Here is a 19,009-nt window from a genome sequence, read left to right on the forward strand (position 1 = left end):
TGAAAGGTTTATTCATGAAATTATATAATACCTTAACACAAAAAAAAGAAACCTTTGTCCCAATTGAGCAAGGCAAGGTTAAGATGTATTCCTGTGGTCCAACTGTCTATAACTATTTTCATATCGGCAACGCCCGTCCCTTTATTGTCTTTGATACTCTGCGGCGATTTCTGGAGTATCAGGGTTATGAAGTCAGCTTTATTCAGAATTTTACCGATGTGGATGATAAAATCATTAAAAGAAGCGCTGAAGAAGGTATCCCACCCCAAGCCGTTTCCGAAAAATATATCGAAGAATACTTTAAAGATGCCGATGCTCTCTTAATTAAAAGAGCCTCGGCCCATCCAAAAGTCAGCGAAAATATTGAAGAAATTATTAATATGATTAAAACCCTGGAAGAAAAAGGACTAGCCTATAATATTGACGGAAATGTCTATTATTCGGTTGAAGGATTCGATGATTACGGTAAACTGTCCAAACAGTCTCTGGAAGATTTAAAAGCCGGTGCTCGGGTGGATGTCAACGACGAGAAAAAAAGTCCCCTCGATTTTGCCCTCTGGAAAAAGAAAAAAGAAGGCGAACCTTTCTGGGAAAGCCCCTGGGGGCAGGGCCGTCCGGGCTGGCATATCGAATGCTCGGCCATGTCCAAAAAACACCTGGGTGATACCATCGATATCCACGGTGGTGGACAGGACCTGATTTTCCCTCATCACGAAAATGAAATTGCCCAATCCGAAGGCTGCTGCGGCAAACCCTTTGCCAATTACTGGCTGCACAATGGCTACATCAATATTAATAATGAGAAGATGTCTAAATCCAAGGGGAATTTTTTCACCGTCAGAGACATTGCCAAGCACTTCGATCTTGAAGTGGTCAGAATGTTTATGCTGATGGCCCATTACCGAAGTCCTGTCAATTTCAGTGATGAACTGCTGGAACAGGCTAAAAATGCCTTGGACCGTCTCTACACAGCAAAATATCAGCTTGACTATCTGCTTGAAAACACCTCCCTGGAAGCTGCCAGTGAAAATGAACAAAGCTGGCTAAACAGCCTTTCACAATACCGTGATTCTTTTATTGCTGCGATGGAAGATGACCTGAACACAGCCGATGCCATTGCCGCTATTTTTGAACTGGTTCGAAACCTGAATTCCAATCTCAATGACAGCTCGTCTAAAGAAGCAATTATTGGTGGAAAAGCTGTCTTTGCAGAGCTCACAAATGTCTTGGGTCTTGCCGTTAAGGAGAAAGAAACCAGTCTTGATGTTCATGTTGAAACCCTTATTGCCGAACGACAGGCAGCAAGAAAGAACAAGGACTTTAAACGGGCAGACGAAATCCGCGATCAGCTGCTTGAAGAGGGAATCATCCTTGAAGATACCAGAGAAGGCGTTAAATGGAAACGGGCATAGAAAAAGTAAGTACTGCTATCAAAAGAAAATATCAACCGCAGGAAGTGATGGCCATGAATCCACTAGCTTTGGCTTATGTGGGAGATTCAGTTTTTTCAAACTTCGTCCGCCTTTATTTAATCGGCAGCGATCACCAGAATGTCCACTTCATGACCAAGGCATCGACTTGCTATGTAAGAGCGGATGCCCAAGCCTATATCATCCATTCTCTTAAAGACGAATTAAATGAAGATGAATTGCGAATCGTCAAACGTGGCCGAAATACTCGTTCCCATGTCCCCAAAAATGCTAAAATATGTGATTACCGCTATGCTACCGGTTTTGAGGCATTGGTCGGCTATCTCTATTTAACAGGTGCTCATGACCGATTGGACTGGCTCTGTTTTAATGGCATCAATCTAATTAATGGCCGAAGTTAAAAATCTTCACATGGCATTTTCCATCGGCTTGAATTGGACTTATACTGATAAATAAAAAAATCCGCTGTTTCGATCGAAACAGCGGATTTTTGACTTCATAAAAAGACTTCACTATATAATCAGGCTCAATTGCCACTGATCCATAACTTGAACTTTTGTCCGTTTCAGCATCCAGACCTGATAGATTATACATACGACTTCCGATATCACAAAACCATACCAGACCAGGTCCAAACCACCTATCTGCGCCAATAGAAATGATATCGGTAAAAGACAGATTATTTGTCTGATAAAAGAAGCGATCATACTGACATAGGCTTTGCCCATTGCCTGAAAAGCAGTACTGATCATAATCGATACTCCTGCAATCGGGAAACCCAGACTAATGCTTCTAAAACAGTGAACAGCAATTTCACGCATTTCATCCGAAGGATTAAATGGAATCAACAGCTGTTGGGGGAAAATCCAGAAAATAATCATTCCCACAAGCATAATCGCCAGTGCCGTAATTGATGCCACTTTCAAGGTCTCATTAAATCGTTTCTGATTTTTGGCTCCAAAATTATAGCCAAAAATTGGCATGGCACCTTGACCCAAACCAAAGACTGGCATAAAGATAAAGGATTGAATCCGGAAATAGACACCAAATACAGCTACTGCCGACATGCCAAATCCAGCCAGTATCAGATTATAACCCGTGATCATAACTGATCCCAGCCCCTGCATGATAGCCGCCGGAAGGCCGACAACCACAATATCTCTGATCATTGCCGATTGATAAGAAAATTTTCTAAAATCCAATTTCAACAGATTATTTTTTCCTTTAAAAACAACCAGCAAAATATAGATCATAGCCAGAATCTGACCAATAATCGTTGCAATTGCGGCACCCTTTACACCCATTGCCGGCAGACCCATGAGTCCAAAAATCAGAATGGGGTCTAAGATAATATTGCTGATCGCCCCAATCATCTGGCCGATCATTGGTTTGACCATCTCACCGCTCCCCTGCAGTGTCGCGAAACCCGCCTGAGTTAGGATACTTCCAAAACAAAAGATCGTCACAACCATGATGTAATCACGCCCCTGGCTGATAATTCCAGCATCATCTGTAAAGAGAGCGATAAATGGTTCTGCCACTAAATAGCCCATAACCCCTAATGCCACAGCCAAAATGACAGCTACCAGAAAACCATGTTCAGCAACATTTTCAGCCTGAGCTTTTTTATGTTCACCCAACCGTCTGGAAATGGCTGAATTGATCCCCACTCCCATTCCGACAAAACATGAAATGATAATAATCTGAACTGGAAAAGCAAGTGACACAGCCGTTAAGGCAGATTCACCCAATTGAGCGACAAAAATACTATCCACAACATTATATAGGGCCTGAATCACCATTGAAAGCATTGCTGGCAGCGACATAGATAAGAGAAGTCTTGGGATGGGCATAACTCCCAGTTTATTCTCAGTTCTTTTCATTCATTACTCCAAAGTTTAATTGTTTATTTTTTCTTTTTCTTTTTTGAAACTTCTACTGTGACCTTATGTTCTTTAATGGTTTTTCCGTTTAGTTTCTTTTCAACTTTCTTGGCCATTTCTTCATCTACATCAACAAATGTAAATTTATCGTACATATCGATATTTCCAACCATTGACGAAGGAATTCCACATTCACCGCAAACGGCACCAAGAATATCACGCTTCTGAACACGATCTTTTTCACCAACACTAATAAACAGTCGCTTCGTTCGTTCCGGACCAGGTCTTTTCCCCCGTCCGCCATCGCGACTATCCCGTCCGTCTCGACGACCTTTTACTCCGCGACGATTAAGTCCAGAATCCTGCCGGCGACCCCGTCGTTCCACCATATTCAGATCTTCAAGTTCTGATAAGGGCAATTGGACCTTTAAAAGCACTGCGGCAATAGTTTCGGCAGTGTATCCCTTTTCCTTTAGTTCATCGATAATTTTAAAATAATTATCAAGGCTCTCGTCTTTTTCCGCTCGCAGAGCAAATCGTTCATGGAAATGAGCAATCTTGATGTCATTGATGACTTCACTGGTTGGAATCAGATCTCTTTCGATGCTTTTCTTTGTGTAATCAGTGATTTTTTTAAGTCTAAACTGGTCACGGCTTCTGGCTAAAGTCAGTGATAAACCACTTTTTCCAGCTCTTCCTGTACGACCAATACGGTGTACATAATATTCTTCATTATCTGGGACATCGTAGTTAAAAACAATATCAACGTCATCGACATCGATTCCGCGGGCAGCCACATCAGTTGCTACCAGAATATTAAGTTGTCCTCTGGAAAACTGATTAAGAACCGCCATCCTTGACATCTGACGCATATCACCATGAATTTTATCAACCGAATAGCCCAATTTTTTAAGATCATCCGTGATCTCATCCACATATTTCTTGGTGTTGCAAAAGACCAGCGAACGCTTTGGTTTATACACGTCAATCAGTCGCGTCAAGGCTTCAAACTTGTGATGATCGCTGATATTGAAATACTTCTGTTCGATACTCGGCGCAACCATATTTTTAGGTGAAACCTCTACCATAACAGGATCTTTCAGATAAGTTTCAGCAATTTTTAAAATCGGCTTTGGCATGGTTGCTGAGAACAGGACTGATTGAACTTCATGATCAATTTCGTCCAGGATCAGTTCAATATCTTCTCTAAAGCCCATGTTTAACATTTCATCTGCTTCATCAAGCACAACCATTGAAATATTATTTAACTTCAAGGTTTTACGACGCATATGATCCATTACTCGACCAGGTGTCCCAACTACGATCTGAACGCCCGATTTGAGATCTCTGATTTGATTTTCGATAGAAGCTCCCCCGAAAATCGGCAGTACTTTAATCCCTTTGCTGTATTTTAATAGTTTTCTGATTTCATCAGAAACCTGTACCGCCAGTTCTCTGGTCGGACACAAGATTAGCGCCTGAACTTTTCTTAGTTCAGGATCTATTTTGGTAATCGCGGGAATGGAAAAAGCAACTGTTTTCCCGGTTCCGGTCTGGGATTTACCAATCAGGTCAACCCCTTCCATAAGTTCAGGAATAGCCCGCTCCTGGATTTCAGTCATCTCGACAAAACCCATTTTTTCGATTCCCTGCATTAATTGTTCATTAATTTCTAATTCTGTAAATTTCATTTATTATCCTTTCGTGAATTCAGCATTTCGTGAACCCAACATCTTATTGTAAATGATCTAACTGTGAATAGCAATCTGATTTTTGTTTAATTAAGAAAACTATCATTTCTTTAAGGTCTGATTTTTAGATAATTCTTATGCGATCTGTATTCCTTTAAATGGAGTTTACCACCTCAGATTTATTTCAAACATGAGTTCATGGAATTTCTATGACTTTTAAGTTTTGTTGCTAATTTTTCACTTTTCTGAAAAAAATGGCACAAAGATACTAATTTAGTGTATAATGAATATCAATGAACAGTTAATAAGGAGGTATCGAATGTCTACATTTGGAACCCGTTTAAAACGGCTGCGTATTAATATGGATATGACACAACAGGACTTTGCTGAAGAGTTTAATCTGAACAAAAGTTCAATTTCAAAATATGAGAAAGATAAAAATCTTCCCGAAAACCAGTTACTGCTGGAAATCGCTGACTACTTTAATGTATCAGTGGATTATCTGCTCTGCCGGACCAATAATCCGACCTCTCTCAATGACGCTAAACTCAAAGAGGAAGGCAGTCTAAAAACCCATGAACAGCTTAAACAGGAGCTGGAAATGAAAGATCTTCTTGGTCTTTTCGGATATGCCATGGTTAGCGAGGAAGCCAAACGGGAAATTCTTGACTTTATCAATTTCAAACACGATGTGCTTTTACAGCAGTATAAAAAAGAATCCTAACCTGGTAAACAGTTTTAAAATGATCAGCAGATCAGTGAAATATTTCACTGATCTGCTGTTTTTTATTAGTTCCGATTATCGCTCTGCTCCATAAATATTAACCGCTGAGAGGCATTCTCTTCTAATAATTTTCCCCACTTTCAATACCTTCCAAATCAGCCAACCAACATTTAAACTGGGCATCAGAAGGCATTCGCCAGTCACCGCGGGGTGAAAAAGAGACCGACCCGACCTTTGGCCCATCAGGCAGACAATTTCTTTTAAACTGCTGGGTAAAAAACCGCCGATAATAATTTTTTAACCATTTCAGAATTACTGACTTTTCATAAGTCCCCTCAAAAGCATTAACTGCCAGCGTATAAATCTTTTTAGGGGAAAAGCCCTGTCTGACCATATGATAAATAAAAAAATCATGCAATTCATAAGGTCCGACTGTCTCTTCTGTTTTTTGTCGGATATTTCCGTCCTGATCAGGCGGCAGAAGTTCCGGCGATACCGGGGTATCCAAGACATCGTAAAGGATCTCTTTAATTTTTTCTTCTTTTTCATGATCAGCTACCCATTTTACCAGATAGCGTATCAGGGTTTTGGGAATACTCCCGTTCACTCCATACATGGACATATGATCCCCATTATAAGTTGCCCATCCAAGAGCCAGTTCTGATAAATCACCCGTACCAATCACCAGGCCGTTTAATTTATTTGAAAGATCCATCAGGATCTGAGTTCGTTCTCTGGCTTGAACATTTTCGTAGGTTACATCATGAACCTCCATCGGATGTCCAATGTCCTCAAAATGTTTTTTACAGGCCTCAACAATCGAAATTTCATGAAAGCTAGCCCCAATGCCTTTAATGAGTGCCACTGCATTGTCATAAGTCCGGTCTGTGGTTCCAAATCCCGGCATGGTCACTGCATGAATGTTCTTTCGGGGAATATCAAATCGGTCGCAGACACTGAGACAAACCAGTAGTGCCATGGTGGAATCCAATCCTCCGGAAATCCCGACAACCATCTGGGGATTGCCAATATGTTTAATCCTACTGCCTAAACCCATTGTCTGAATATTAAAAATTTCCTCGCAGCGTTCACTGCGGCGGGCTTCGTCTCCCGGTACAAAAGGAAAGAGATTAACTTTTCTGGTAATCGTCTGACACGCTTTGGTTTTAAAACTTAAACGCCGATAATCTTGTCCTTCCAGTAGTGCTTTGCAGTCGCCATACCCCTGCAGCATCTGCCGGTCATGAACAAGACTTTCCACGTCGATCTCGGTAATAAGCAGTTCATTGCCTTCGTTGAATTTCTGCAGTTCCTCTAACAGGATGCCCTTCTCTGCAATCAGGGCGTTACCACCAAAAACTAAATCAGAAGTTGATTCCCCAAAACCTGAAGAGGCATATAAATATCCACAGTTTAAACGACCTGACTGGGAACGAATCAGCTCTCGACGATAGTCACTTTTACCAACGACCTCATTGCTGGCAGAAGGGTTTAAAACGATTGTCGCTCCGGCCAGGGCGTGAAATGATCCAGGTGGTATCGGGACCCAAAGATCCTCGCAGATTTCAATAGCCAGAACGCATTCCTTAAGCGATTCATGCTCAAATAAAAGCCTTGTACCAATTGGTACTTGCTGACTTAAGATGGTTATCGCTTGGCTTTTCAGGCTTGTCGCCGACTGAAACCAGCGCTTTTCATAAAATTCCTGCTGATTGGGAAGATAAGTTTTAGGAACTATCCCTAATATTTTTCCATCGTTTAAAACCACCGCTGTATTGTAAAGACAGCCCTCAACCGATAGCGGCATTCCCACTACCATAAGCATCTCTTTACCGCTGCTCCAGTCACAAATCTTTCCAAGTGCATCTACTGCACTATTTTGGAGGGTTTTCTGAAAGAATAAGTCACCACAGGTATAACCTGTAATTGCCAATTCCGGAAATAGAACTACCTCAACATTTTTTTCATACGCCTTTGCTGCCAATTCAATAATTGTTTCACTGTTCATCTGGCAATCTGCCAGCTTTAACCGGGGGATCGCACAAGCTACGCGTACTAACCCAAATTCATGCATAATATTCACCTAAAGTTATCTACTTTCACTTTCTGTAATTTCCATTTAAAATCACGAAATTGATTATCGCCAAACTAGTTTTCCACATTATACCCAGTTTCCACAATCAATTTATTCACAGGTTAAGCCCCGAGACCTCATTTTTAAATTGTGGATTTTTAGCCATTCTTTCCACTTTTCCACAGTTTTATCCACAATTACTTCAATTATCGATGCTTTTTCCACAGTTTATTCAATACTTTTATCCACATTAATGAATTTATCCACAGTTTATTTGTCCCCAAATCCTCAGATTCATCTCAAAAAAAATCAAGATCTGCGATCTCGATTTTTTTCATTACCATCTATTTAGCTGCCAGAGAAGCTTTCACGAAACTTTTAAATAGTGGATGAGGTTTATTAGGACGGGATTTAAATTCCGGATGCGCTTGTGTTGCCAAAAACCAGGGATGGTCAGGAATTTCGATCATTTCCACCAGAACCCGATCAGGTGACATTCCGGAAAATACCAGACCATTCTCTTTTAATGTATCCAGATATTCATCATTAACTTCATAGCGATGGCGGTGACGTTCCTCAATCAAACTTTCACCATAAGCTTCACGGGCTTTGCTGCCTTCAGCCAGTTCACAAGGGTACAGACCTAATCTCATTGTTCCACCCATATTAATTACTTTCTTCTGCTCTTCCATCAGATTGATAACCGGATAAGGTGTTTCCGGCTCCAATTCAATACTATGAGCACCAGTCAAACCAGCCACATTTCTGGCAAATTCAATCACTGCCAGTTGTAGTCCCAGACAAAGTCCTAAGAATGGAATTTTATGTTCACGGGCATACTGAATGGCTTGGATTTTTCCTTCGACACCGCGATGCCCAAAACCGCCAGGTACAATAATCCCATTGATATCTTTAAAAATTCTTTCAACATTTTCTTCATTAATATCTTCAGAGTGAATCCATTTAATTATCACTTCTGCATTATTGGCAATTCCACCATGTCGCAGGGCTTCAGCGACGGATAAATAAGCGTCGTGAAGTTCGACATATTTGCCTACCAGACCAATCGTTACCTTGTTCTCTAAATTTTTTGCACGTTTTACCAGATCCTTCCATTCAGTTAAATCCGGTTCTGCACAGTTGATATGCATTTTATCACAAACCAGCTGAGCCAGGCCTTCTTTTTCAAGCATCAGCGGCACTTCATACAGCTCTGCGGCATCCATGTTCGTGACAACGGCATTTTTGTCGACATTACAAAACAAGGATATTTTTGATTTCAGACTTTCATCAACTTCTTTTTCTGATCGCAGAACAATCACATCAGGTTGAATCCCGATACTTCTGAGTTCTTTAACAGAATGCTGTGTCGGCTTGGTCTTTAATTCGCCAGCCTTGCCAAGAAATGGAAGCAGGGTCACATGGATATAGAGCACATTTTCCGCACCCAGATCACCTTTAAACTGACGAATGGCTTCCAGGTAAGGTAGACTTTCAATATCCCCGACAGTTCCACCAATCTCAGTTATTACCACATCCGGATGACTATGCTCTGAAACTCTTAAAATTCCCTCTTTGATTTCATCAGTAATGTGGGGAATAACCTGTACAGTCCCCCCCAGGTAATCGCCCTTTCTTTCCTTAGAAATAACGTTCCAGTACACTTTACCGGTCGTTACATTACTAAAACGTGAAAGATTTTCATCTGTGAACCGTTCATAATGGCCCAAATCCAGGTCAGTTTCTGCGCCATCATCGGTCACAAAAACCTCACCATGCTGATAGGGGCTCATCGTACCCGGATCAAAATTTAGATAGGGATCAAACTTCTGAATCGATACCTTCAAACCTCTAGCTTTTAGCAGCCGCCCCAATGATGCACTGGTAATTCCTTTACCCAATGAAGAAACCACACCACCGGTGACGAAAATATACTTTGTCTGCATTAACAACTTCTCCTTTTTTCATTATCCATACCGAATCATCAGTATCAAGAAACAAGACCGCATTTAGCGGTCGAATAATTAAAATTAAAATAAAAAAACACCGCAAAAATGAGTTTTTTTTTTGCAGTGAAGCAATACATCTTATATTTTACCGCTTTTTGAAAAAAACACAATCACTTTTTTGCCCAAGCTGTAAAGTTTTTTTCAAATTGACTTTTAAAAAGACTCCACTTTGACCACTACAACCAAACATTTAAATTATGTTGCTTGTGGTTACTTATCTCCCTGTTTATCCTTCAAAAAAACTATAAAACTGCGCTCTCCCAGTATTCTGCCAATAGCTTTTCTTAAAGCAAATAAAGAAGAACGCAAAGAAAATGACAGAATGAACCCAGGATCACAAAAATATGAAACAATTCATGAAAGCCGAAAGTTTTTGCAAAATTCGGCTTTTTAAGGGCATAAATCACCCCGCCAACCGTATACATTACTCCGCCCGCTACCAACAAAAAGAAACCGTTTGGCGGCAATGCCTGATGAAGCGGTTTAATAACAAAAATAGCAAACCATCCCAAAAAAATGTAAAAGGCAGTTCCCAGCCATCGGGGCATAAAGACCCATTTAACTTTCAAGACAATCCCAATCAGTGCCACTGACCAGACCGCGATCATGAGAATAATTCCCCGCATTCCAGATAAAGCAAGCAAACAAAATGGCGTATAAGTTCCGGCGATTAATACAAAGATCATCGCGTGATCCATTTTTTTCAGCTTAACAATTTCTTCTTTTCCGGCAATTTTAGCATGGTAACGAAAACTCGCCAGATAAAGGGCGCACAGTCCCGCACCAAAAGATAGAATCGAAATAATGGTCAACAAATTTACATCCTGTCGGATTGTAACCATTATTAGCATAAAAACAATTCCTATCACTGATAAAATCAGTCCCGTGAAATGTGTCATTGCGTTTACTGGTTCTCTTAAAGACTTCATCACTTCTCCTGTACTCAATAACCCATAGCGTTTGCAGTCTTAACTGTTTAAACAAGCCCAAGCACGGAAAACTATCAAACCTGCGATTTAAATATTGTGGCTGATTTGAAAATTTGTAGTGCGTCAGCTCCAGCTTAAAAATCCATAAAATCTGATTGAACCGTTACACGTCCCGATTCGATGATTAAAAATTCTTCGTCCCAATCACCAGATACCAATCTTTCCAACGGCGTAACCGTTCCTTTCTCAATGACAATGTTAAGACCTAAGTTCTCGCCGATTTTTTTTGTCTCCTCCAGCCATTCCTCTATATCATAAGCGCCCGTATCAATGAGCATTAAATCCTGATAATTTTTATAGAGCATTTCATAAATCATTTTAGTCCGTTCTTCCCCATATTTTTCAAGATGATGGGCGTGTTCCGCACTCAATGATTTTTCGCTGCGTAACCAGCCAGCGGTCAGAAAATATGTTTTTGTTCTGATCCGGGCCAAATCTGTTTTATTACTTAGACACATACCAATGCAATCGTCAATCTTTGGAATAATCAACTGAGCTTTTTCACTTTTTAATCCCAGTAGACCGTTCCCGCAATTTCCATAAGCAAATAGCAGCTGATCATAATCTTCTTCAACTGCATCAATTTCTTCCTGCAGCGCTGAACTCAAACGTTCTGGCGAATCGTGAAGCAAGTTAGACATCCATACGACTTCAACTTCCTGGCCGGTATTTTTTATTGCCAGTTCAACTTCATCTTTCAGCGTTTCACAGGCAATCAGCAATCGTTTCATTCATTTCTCCCAAAAATAGATTAGAGTAAAATTATTTACCTTGTCTATTAAGTATAACCTGATTAGCCTGTTTTTAAAAGAATTATCGTACAAAATTTCCCATCAACTTATTTTTCTCAGCGCCTCTGCCTGTGTTATAATACTTTTAACTTAACCTTCTTAAATAGGCAATTACATGAAAAAGAAATTAATTATATGTAATTGTCAAAACTTATTGTTTAGGAGAATATTATGGATAAAAATGCATTTAGAAAAGAAACGCTGACTCGCCGTAAAGAAATTTACTGTACTAATACCGATGCCATGGTGGTCGATAATTTTTTAAAAAGTGATCTTTATAAAGAATCCAACTGGATAATGGTCTATGTCAGTTTTGGAACCGAAATTAATACCCACAAACTGATCGAACAGGCACTTAAAGACGGCAAACATGTGGTTGCTCCAATCTGTAACGCCTGTGATCATACGTTAACTCTGTCAGAAATTAAAGACTTCCCTGATGATCTGCAGGAAGGACATTACGGGATTCTGGAAATGAAGCCCGATCGAGTCCGGGTTGTCGACCCTAAACAACTTGATCTTGTTATGGTGCCAGGTTGCGCCTTCACTCCCGAAGGTCACCGAATGGGTTTTGGCGGCGGCTATTATGACCGCTTTCTGGAGACTATCAGCCCCGACTGCAAAACGGTAGCCCTGGTTCGTGATGATTTTGTTTTTGAGAAGATCCCTATGGATCCCCATGATAAAAGTGTTGACTATATGGTCACCGAATCCTGTTTTAATGACTGCTGTTCTGTTCCGGAGGTATAAATGAACGTTACCGAAGCCATCTCATATATTGAATCGACACACAAGTTTGGCACCCGTCTGGGGCTGGAAAGCATGACCGAACTCCTTTCAGCCATGGACAATCCCCAAAAGAAACTTAAATTTATTCATATCGCCGGCACCAACGGAAAAGGCTCAACATCTACGATGACAGCCACCATTTTAAAAGAGGCTGGCTATAAGACCGGTCTTTTCACCTCCCCTTTTCTGGAAAAATTCAACGAACGAATTCAAATTAATAATACCCCCATCGATGATAAAGGTCTGGTCTCTGCCACCGAATTTGTCAAAGAACGAATTGAAATAATGCTTGCCCAGGGACAGCCCCATCCAACGGAATTTGAAATGGTTACGGCTGTAGGACTTCAGTATTTCTATCAGGAACAGGTTGATGTCGTCGTTCTTGAAGTCGGTATGGGCGGAAGGCTGGATGCGACCAACATTATCGACAATCCTTTAGCAGTCGTTATAATGGGTATTAGCATGGATCATACTGATTATCTGGGAAATACTTTGGGAGAAATTGCCTTTGAAAAGGCCTCAATTATCAAAGAAAATTCTGATGTCGTGGTCTATCCCCAAGAAGCAGAAGCTTTAAAAGCCATTAAGGATTTTGCCGCAAGTAAAAATGCCCATGTAGTTTATGTCAATCCAGCTGACATCGAAATTCTCGACCATCATACTGGCATCCAAACCCTGAATTATCTGGGCGAACACTTAAATCTCAAATCCTTTGACTTACAACTTTTAGGCAGCCACCAGGCGCTTAATTGCCTGACCGCTCTGGAAGTTATTGCTCTGCTTAAGCAAAAGGGCTATGAGATTTCTGATGATGCCATCACCAGAGCTTTATCCACTGTCGTTTTCCCTGGCCGATTTGAGATTTTTAGTGAATCACCGGTGATTTTAATCGACGGTGCTCACAACTCAAACGGTATACAAGCTTTTGTAAAGAATATGGATCTTTATTTCCCTAACCGAAACATTAATCTTTATTTTGGAATGCTGGAAGATAAGGATATTGAAGAATCCCTGACTTATCTGGTTCCCATGGCTAAAAACATCCACACCTTAACCCCTAACAGCGATCGTGCTCTGCCAGCTCGGGAAATGGCTAAGCTAATTAAAGATACCTATCAGAAAGCTGTGACTTTCCACGATACCATCAAAGAAGCCGTTGACAGCATTGATCTTTCTGACGTTGAAGCAGTTAACGTATTTGTCGGTTCCCTCTATATGATCGGCGAATCCCGGACGCATATCAGAAACCTATTGAACTTAAACCAGTAAAGCATATTACTGATTTTTTTAGTTATTTTATAACACCAGCGTTTCGTGATGTTCTTATTTCACTACGAAACGCTTTTTCTATAACTAATTTTTATGAAAGGATTATCAATGGGACCAGCAATCAATCTAACATACATTTCCAATGCCGGCGTTCTAATAAATATTGCTGATGTCACTTTAATGGTCGATGGACTTTGCGGCTCTGATGGTCTTTATTACTCAGCCACACCTAAAGCTATCGCCGAAAAAATCAAAGCTTCAGAATACTCAGAAGAAAAAATTACTGCTGCTCTTTATACCCATAGTCACAGTGATCACTTTTCCAAAATGTCAAACCTGGATTTTTTATTTTATAATCCGAATTCCGCTCTGGTTGCAGGTTCTGATGTCATAAATACCATTGAAGCCGATACTTCGGTAATTAAAAAAGAAGTAAAAAATAAATTTTTCACTTCTAATGTTAATTCTTCGATTACTTTTTCAGATCAAAACCTGGTAATTCAACCTCTTTCAACTGTTCATATGGGTAAAGAATATAAAAATGTTGAACATTTTTCCTACTATATCAGCATCAATAATCAAAGGATTCTGTATTTAGGTGATGCAGAATTAATCCCGGAAAATTTCAATCACCCTGATTTTACCCCAAACCCGGTCGATCTGCTGATTGCACCTTTCCCCTACATTTCAACATTTAGGGGGCAGAAAATTATTCGTGATATCATAAAGCCAAAGGCAATTGCTGTTGTTCATCTACCCCAGGCTCAAGATGATAGCCTTGACTGGACTAAACAAACCGTAAAAATGCTCGGTCGGGCAAAACAGCCTTTTCCGCCAACGACTTTTTTAGACACCTTTGGCAAAGTTTACAGCTTCCTTTACTGCTGATAAACAGTCTTTCCATATTTATTCAGTTCATCCAGAACCCAAGCCATCTTTATTTTAGAATCTTCGCTACTTCCAACTATACCACCATCCCAGAATATCAATCCACCATTTTTACCATATACATCGATCGCCTGGTGAACTGACTCTCTAACAACTTCCTCTGATGCACCGGGGAAAGCAGCCTCTGAATGACGATCCCAGCCACCTGTCAGAACCAGGCGATTGCCGTGTTTTTCTTTCATCTGGATCAGACTTTCATTAGGTTCTGGTAACTGACAGATGTCAGCACCGACTTCAATAAATTCATCAATCAGAAATTGACAGTTTCCACAACAGTGAAATTCTGCCAGGGCACCAATTTCATGAATGGCATCAATGATTTTTTTGAAATAGGGTTTATACATGGAGTCCCAAATTTCTTTTGAGACAAAGGGACCGTTAGCAGCCGCCAGATCATCACCGGTAAAGACAATATCCGGCTTGATATATTTGCCCATATATTTGACAATCTCAACCAAAAAATCGGTAATGGCTGAAATAAATTCTTTTAGTTCTTCCGGTTCATCATAGATAGCACATAGGCCATCGACCCAGCCAATCATATCAATTGGAATCAGAAAGATGCCATTGGTATTAAGCATGGCAATATTTACTTTGTCAGGATCACTCATGGCCTTAAAGCGACTGGTCATCCCTTCCCAATCAAGGGTAGAGATATCAGGAAATTTAACGGTTTCTCGCCATTGATCCAGGTTTTCCATTGCCCGCCAGCGCTCATCCGGCATTTTCCCGGCATCATTTTCGATCCATTTGATATTGCAAAAATCTGTCCCTGTCACCGGATCGACCTCTTCCCAGAAATCCGGCATAAAAACATTTGCTTCTTCGACAAATGATGGCACCCAATGGGGGTTTTCTCCTCGAGCAGCCATTAAGTAATTTTCTCTTTTAGTGATCATATTTACTCTCATTTCTTATTTCAATCAATGAAAACTATTTTGTGTAATTACTACACACATTACCTATTTAAAACATTTCCTGACTCATACGATCGATCTGTTTATTAATTTCTTCATAAACTCCAGGGAAATGACTCATCGGACCGCCATGGGTAATACAGGGGATATAAAAGTGTTTGCCATTTTCCCGGCAGGCCCGTTCAACTTCTTTTTCAATAATTTCGGGTGTCCACTCGGGAAAATCAAGCTGACCACTATGAAGACCACCCATAAAGGAAATCTGTCCACCATAGTTTTCAATCAGCTCTGGAATATTATTGGTGTTCATGACACCCTGGAAAATATCAATACCCATTTCAATCATTGAAGGAACCAGATTTGCTGCATAAGAATCACTGTGGTGAACGATCAGTTCCACCCCGTTATCCTTATAGTAGCCATATATTTTTTTATAAGCAGGAACTAGAAACTCATCAAACATTTCTGGCGATAAAAACGATGAAATTTGGCTTCCCCAGTCATCATGATGAAAGAGTGCATCAGGTTGAAGATGTTTGATCAGTTGTTCAGCCAATTCCAGTTCGAACTCAGTGATATATTCGATCAGCTCATGCATGGCTTCCGGCTCTTCGTAAAATGCCATCAAGGCGTTTTCCATTTTCATTAAATGATGGGTCATTTCAAAAACACCCGGTGCATACATCGCCGTAACAAATTCTTCTTTGCGATTGATTTCATTTGCATGCGCAATCGCTGGTGCCCATGATTCATCATCAGTCGGAATAGAGGGTTTTTTGACGTATTTTTTCCATTCTGTAATATCTTTAATCACCACATGTTCATCATCATGGACTGGAAAACCGCCAATCTGGCCTTCCATAAAGTTCCAGGTGATGCCCCATAGATCTTTACTGATCGGACCCGGTACCATGGGAATTCCCCGCATTGAAAAGGCAGCTTCCGCGATCATATTCAAAAATTCATACTGTTTGACAAAGCGTTCAGGATTTCCTCCTTTAATCGTTTCCAATAAGTTTTCTCTTTTACTTAACATACCTTTCTCCTTATAGATTATTTAAAATATTTTCAACATTAACTGCCTAGCGTATGGCTGCAATCTCCAGTTTTTCATAAAAGCTATCAGTTAACTAAATCTGATGTAATTATGTTCCAATAATTTAAAATTTTTTACCTTTATTGAGTCATAACAACTGCGTACTGTACGTGTTCAGTTTTTTTATATTATAGTTTTTTACGAATTATTTGTCAAGACATTTTAAATATGTTTAATCTTCATAAAAAAAGAACCCAATTTTCTGCAGGAAAATCAGGTTCTTTTCATTATGATTTTATTTTTTCAATCGTATCATCTAGCAAAGCTATCACTGCCGCCTTATCCGGTGCCCTAAAAATAGTATCTCTTAGACTGGTAGCATGGGGCATACCTTTAATGTAGGCGGCTAAATGTTTACGCATTTCTCTAAGACCAGCCTCTTCGTTTTTAAGGTGTGATAAGAGTTCAATATGAGCCAGTGCTGCCTGCAAGCGTTCTTCAGGCGCAGGTTCAGGCAATGAATGACCGGTTTTTAAAAAATGTGCTACCTCCTTAAAAACAAAAGGATTGCCAATAGCTGCCCGGCCGATCATCAGACCATCAGCGCCTGTTTGCATAAGCGCATCTTTTGCAGCCGGACCAGAGTTAATATCTCCGTTTAGAACCACCGGTATCTTAGAATTTTTCTTCACTTGGCCAATGATATCCCAGTCAGCTTTTCCTGAGTAATAGGCTTCTCTAGTTCTTCCATGGAGAAACAAAACACTGGCACCAGCAGCTTCAATTCCTTTTGCAGCCTCTAAAATATTAATTGAATCATCATCCCAGCCAATTCGGGTTTTGACGGTTACCGGTTTTTGAGAATTTTCAACAAGGGCGCTAATCACTTTATAAAGCAGGTCGGGATTTTTTAAAAGCGCCGATCCTTCACCATTTTTAGTAATTTTAGGTGCCGGACAACCGGCATTAAAATCGAGAAAATCAAAACTGGTGGCATTCAGATATTCCTGAGTAACAAAACCCAGAATTTCGGGATCTGAACCAAAAATCTGTAATCCTGCCGGAGCCTCACCAGGTTCGGTTAACATCAGATCTGCCGTTTTATAATCTTTATAGTATAGGCCCTTGCCACTGATCATCTCTGTGACTACCGCATCTGCACCATAATTTCTTGCCATGATTCGATAAGGTAGGTTGGTGTAACCCGCCATTGGTCCCAAAAAAAGCGGGATGGTTCCATTATTGAATAATTGCTTCAGTACACTACTATTTTTTTCTGTTCTTGTCATAAATAATTTTCAGTCCCTTAAGTGACAATTGCGGATCATAAACCTTAATTAATTCCGTTTCCTGATAAAACATCCGACCATAACCGCCAGTGGCAATAACCTTCATGTTTTCAGCTCCAGTTTCTTTAATAATCTGCTTAATGATATATTCCACCTGGCCAATGTACCCATAAACCAGTCCAGCCTGCATACTGGTGACAGTATCCTTAGCCAGAATTGATTCAGGCTTTTTAATTTCGATATTAGGGAGTTTTGCTGCACTGTTCCATAAAGCATCGATAGAAATCTGAATACCTGGAGTAGTGACTGCTGCCACAAATTTACCGTCTTCATCCACATAGTCAAAAGTTGTGGCCGTACCAAAATCGATCACAATAACGGGTCCACCATACAGCTTAAAAGCTGCTACTGCATCGATAATCCGATCAGCCCCTACCTCTGAAGGATCCGAGGTATGAATCGGCATCCCCGTTTTAATTCCAGGTCCGACTACCAAGGGTTTAATTCCCAGATATTTCCTGATTCCATTGTTTAGCGAATACATAATATTAGGCACTACTGATGCAATAATTACATCCTCTATCTTTTTCATACTGAAACCGGCTGATTCAAAAAATCCCTTAATCAGCACACCGTATTCGTCTGAAGTTCTCGGCGTTTTAGTCACAAAACGCCAGGAATTTAAAATATTCTCTCCATCCATCACTGCCAGTTCAGTGTTAGTATTTCCTACATCAATTACCAGTATCATCATGGTCCCCCTAATTCAGCTTATCATTAACCCGGGAAAGAAAACGGTCAATAGAGATTTTCACCCGCTGATGGGTCGCTTGTGCAATTTTTTCTGTATTATCATACGCTTCAATTTGAAAAGTAAATAAACGTTTCTCTGTTTTTGTAAGCTCGGCAACAACCCGTACTTGGCCACCTACAGCAGTCGCCGCCAGATGGCTGATATCCATACTGGTTCCAACGGTTGTTTCCCCGTCTCCCATAAAAGGCTCAACACCATCAAAAGCCACATTCTCCATCCAGGCTACCAAACGAGGAGTAGCAAGAACTTCAAGCCCTCCGCTGGTTAAAGAAAGGGCAGTGTCCCCTTGGGTAACCTGAAAATATTTTTCGAATGTCTGTTCCATTTTTCCTCCATATAAAAGGAGCCGTTATTGA

17 protein-coding genes are annotated in these 19,009 nt (G+C 40.4%); 6 read left to right on the forward strand and 11 right to left on the reverse strand.

Annotated features, from left to right (window positions below):
- Positions 1-14 precede the first annotated feature (14 nt).
- Together cysS and Q5O24_13300 are read left to right on the forward strand one after the other, a co-directional pair.
- Entirely contained in the window at positions 15-1,412 is a 1,398-nt protein-coding gene (cysS, locus tag Q5O24_13295; protein ID WKY47319.1) for a cysteine--tRNA ligase, read from the forward strand.
- Positions 1,397-1,831, forward strand: a complete 435-nt coding sequence (locus tag Q5O24_13300; protein WKY47320.1) for a ribonuclease III domain-containing protein — start codon at positions 1,397-1,399, stop codon at positions 1,829-1,831. The genes cysS and Q5O24_13300 overlap by 16 nt, the downstream gene beginning before the upstream one ends.
- A 111-nt stretch (positions 1,832-1,942) precedes the next feature.
- On the opposite strand, the gene Q5O24_13305 is transcribed toward Q5O24_13300, so the two are convergent.
- Together Q5O24_13305 and Q5O24_13310 are read right to left on the reverse strand one after the other, a co-directional pair.
- Positions 1,943-3,313: an MATE family efflux transporter gene (locus tag Q5O24_13305; protein WKY47321.1), complete on the reverse strand. Its 1,371-nt coding sequence runs from the start codon at positions 3,311-3,313 to the stop codon at positions 1,943-1,945.
- A gap of 23 nt (positions 3,314-3,336) precedes the next feature.
- Positions 3,337-5,004, reverse strand: a complete 1,668-nt coding sequence (locus Q5O24_13310) for a DEAD/DEAH box helicase (GenBank protein WKY47322.1) — start codon at positions 5,002-5,004, stop codon at positions 3,337-3,339.
- Positions 5,005-5,323: 319 nt separating this feature from the next.
- Here Q5O24_13310 and Q5O24_13315 point away from each other — a divergent pair, with 319 nt between their 5' ends.
- A complete protein-coding gene (locus Q5O24_13315) occupies positions 5,324-5,728 on the forward strand; it encodes a helix-turn-helix transcriptional regulator (protein ID WKY47323.1) in 405 nt (134 codons plus the stop codon).
- Positions 5,729-5,849: 121 nt separating this feature from the next.
- Here the strand turns inward: Q5O24_13315 and Q5O24_13320 are convergent, their stop codons facing one another.
- The 4 genes from Q5O24_13320 to Q5O24_13335 all read right to left on the reverse strand — a co-directional run bounded on the left by Q5O24_13320 (position 5,850) and on the right by Q5O24_13335 (position 11,531).
- Complete coding sequence (locus tag Q5O24_13320; protein ID WKY47324.1) at positions 5,850-7,802, reverse strand: NAD(+) synthase; 1,953 nt, start codon at positions 7,800-7,802, stop codon at positions 5,850-5,852.
- A 344-nt stretch (positions 7,803-8,146) separates the two neighbouring features.
- Positions 8,147-9,748, reverse strand: coding sequence for a CTP synthase (locus tag Q5O24_13325; protein WKY47325.1), 1,602 nt, complete (start codon positions 9,746-9,748; stop codon positions 8,147-8,149).
- Between the two features lie 347 nt (positions 9,749-10,095).
- Positions 10,096-10,743, reverse strand: coding sequence for a hemolysin III family protein (locus Q5O24_13330; protein ID WKY47326.1), 648 nt, complete (start codon positions 10,741-10,743; stop codon positions 10,096-10,098).
- 131 nt (positions 10,744-10,874) lie between these two features.
- Entirely contained in the window at positions 10,875-11,531 is a 657-nt protein-coding gene (locus Q5O24_13335; protein ID WKY47327.1) for a DUF1638 domain-containing protein, read from the reverse strand.
- A 231-nt stretch (positions 11,532-11,762) separates the two neighbouring features.
- Here Q5O24_13335 and Q5O24_13340 point away from each other — a divergent pair, with 231 nt between their 5' ends.
- The 3 genes from Q5O24_13340 (at position 11,763) to Q5O24_13350 (ending at position 14,537) form a co-directional block, all read left to right on the forward strand.
- Complete coding sequence (locus Q5O24_13340) at positions 11,763-12,341, forward strand: 5-formyltetrahydrofolate cyclo-ligase (GenBank protein WKY47328.1); 579 nt, start codon at positions 11,763-11,765, stop codon at positions 12,339-12,341.
- Entirely contained in the window at positions 12,342-13,649 is a 1,308-nt protein-coding gene (locus Q5O24_13345) for a folylpolyglutamate synthase/dihydrofolate synthase family protein (protein WKY47329.1), read from the forward strand.
- A 93-nt stretch (positions 13,650-13,742) separates the two neighbouring features.
- Entirely contained in the window at positions 13,743-14,537 is a 795-nt protein-coding gene (locus Q5O24_13350; GenBank protein WKY47330.1) for an MBL fold metallo-hydrolase, read from the forward strand.
- Here the strand turns inward: Q5O24_13350 and Q5O24_13355 are convergent.
- The 5 genes from Q5O24_13355 to Q5O24_13375 all read right to left on the reverse strand — a co-directional run bounded on the left by Q5O24_13355 (position 14,528) and on the right by Q5O24_13375 (position 18,978).
- The gene (locus Q5O24_13355) at positions 14,528-15,496 is read right to left on the reverse strand and encodes a uroporphyrinogen decarboxylase family protein (protein WKY47331.1); all 969 of its coding nucleotides are present in this window, start codon (positions 15,494-15,496) and stop codon (positions 14,528-14,530) included. The genes Q5O24_13350 and Q5O24_13355 overlap by 10 nt on opposite strands.
- Before the next feature lie 67 nt (positions 15,497-15,563).
- Complete coding sequence (locus Q5O24_13360) at positions 15,564-16,550, reverse strand: uroporphyrinogen decarboxylase family protein (GenBank protein WKY47332.1); 987 nt, start codon at positions 16,548-16,550, stop codon at positions 15,564-15,566.
- A gap of 287 nt (positions 16,551-16,837) precedes the next feature.
- A complete protein-coding gene (gene dusB, locus Q5O24_13365; protein ID WKY47333.1) occupies positions 16,838-17,839 on the reverse strand; it encodes a tRNA dihydrouridine synthase DusB in 1,002 nt (333 codons plus the stop codon).
- Positions 17,817-18,590 (reverse strand): type III pantothenate kinase, encoded by a 774-nt coding sequence (locus Q5O24_13370; GenBank protein ID WKY47334.1) that lies wholly within the window; start codon positions 18,588-18,590, stop codon positions 17,817-17,819. Before Q5O24_13370 ends, dusB begins: the two co-directional genes overlap by 23 nt.
- A 10-nt stretch (positions 18,591-18,600) precedes the next feature.
- Positions 18,601-18,978, reverse strand: coding sequence for a thioesterase family protein (locus Q5O24_13375; GenBank protein ID WKY47335.1), 378 nt, complete (start codon positions 18,976-18,978; stop codon positions 18,601-18,603).
- Between the last annotated feature and the right edge of the window lie 31 nt (positions 18,979-19,009).

This window comes from Eubacteriaceae bacterium ES3 (genome assembly GCA_030586155.1).
Classification (GTDB): Bacteria; Bacillota; Clostridia; order Eubacteriales; family Eubacteriaceae; genus Acetobacterium.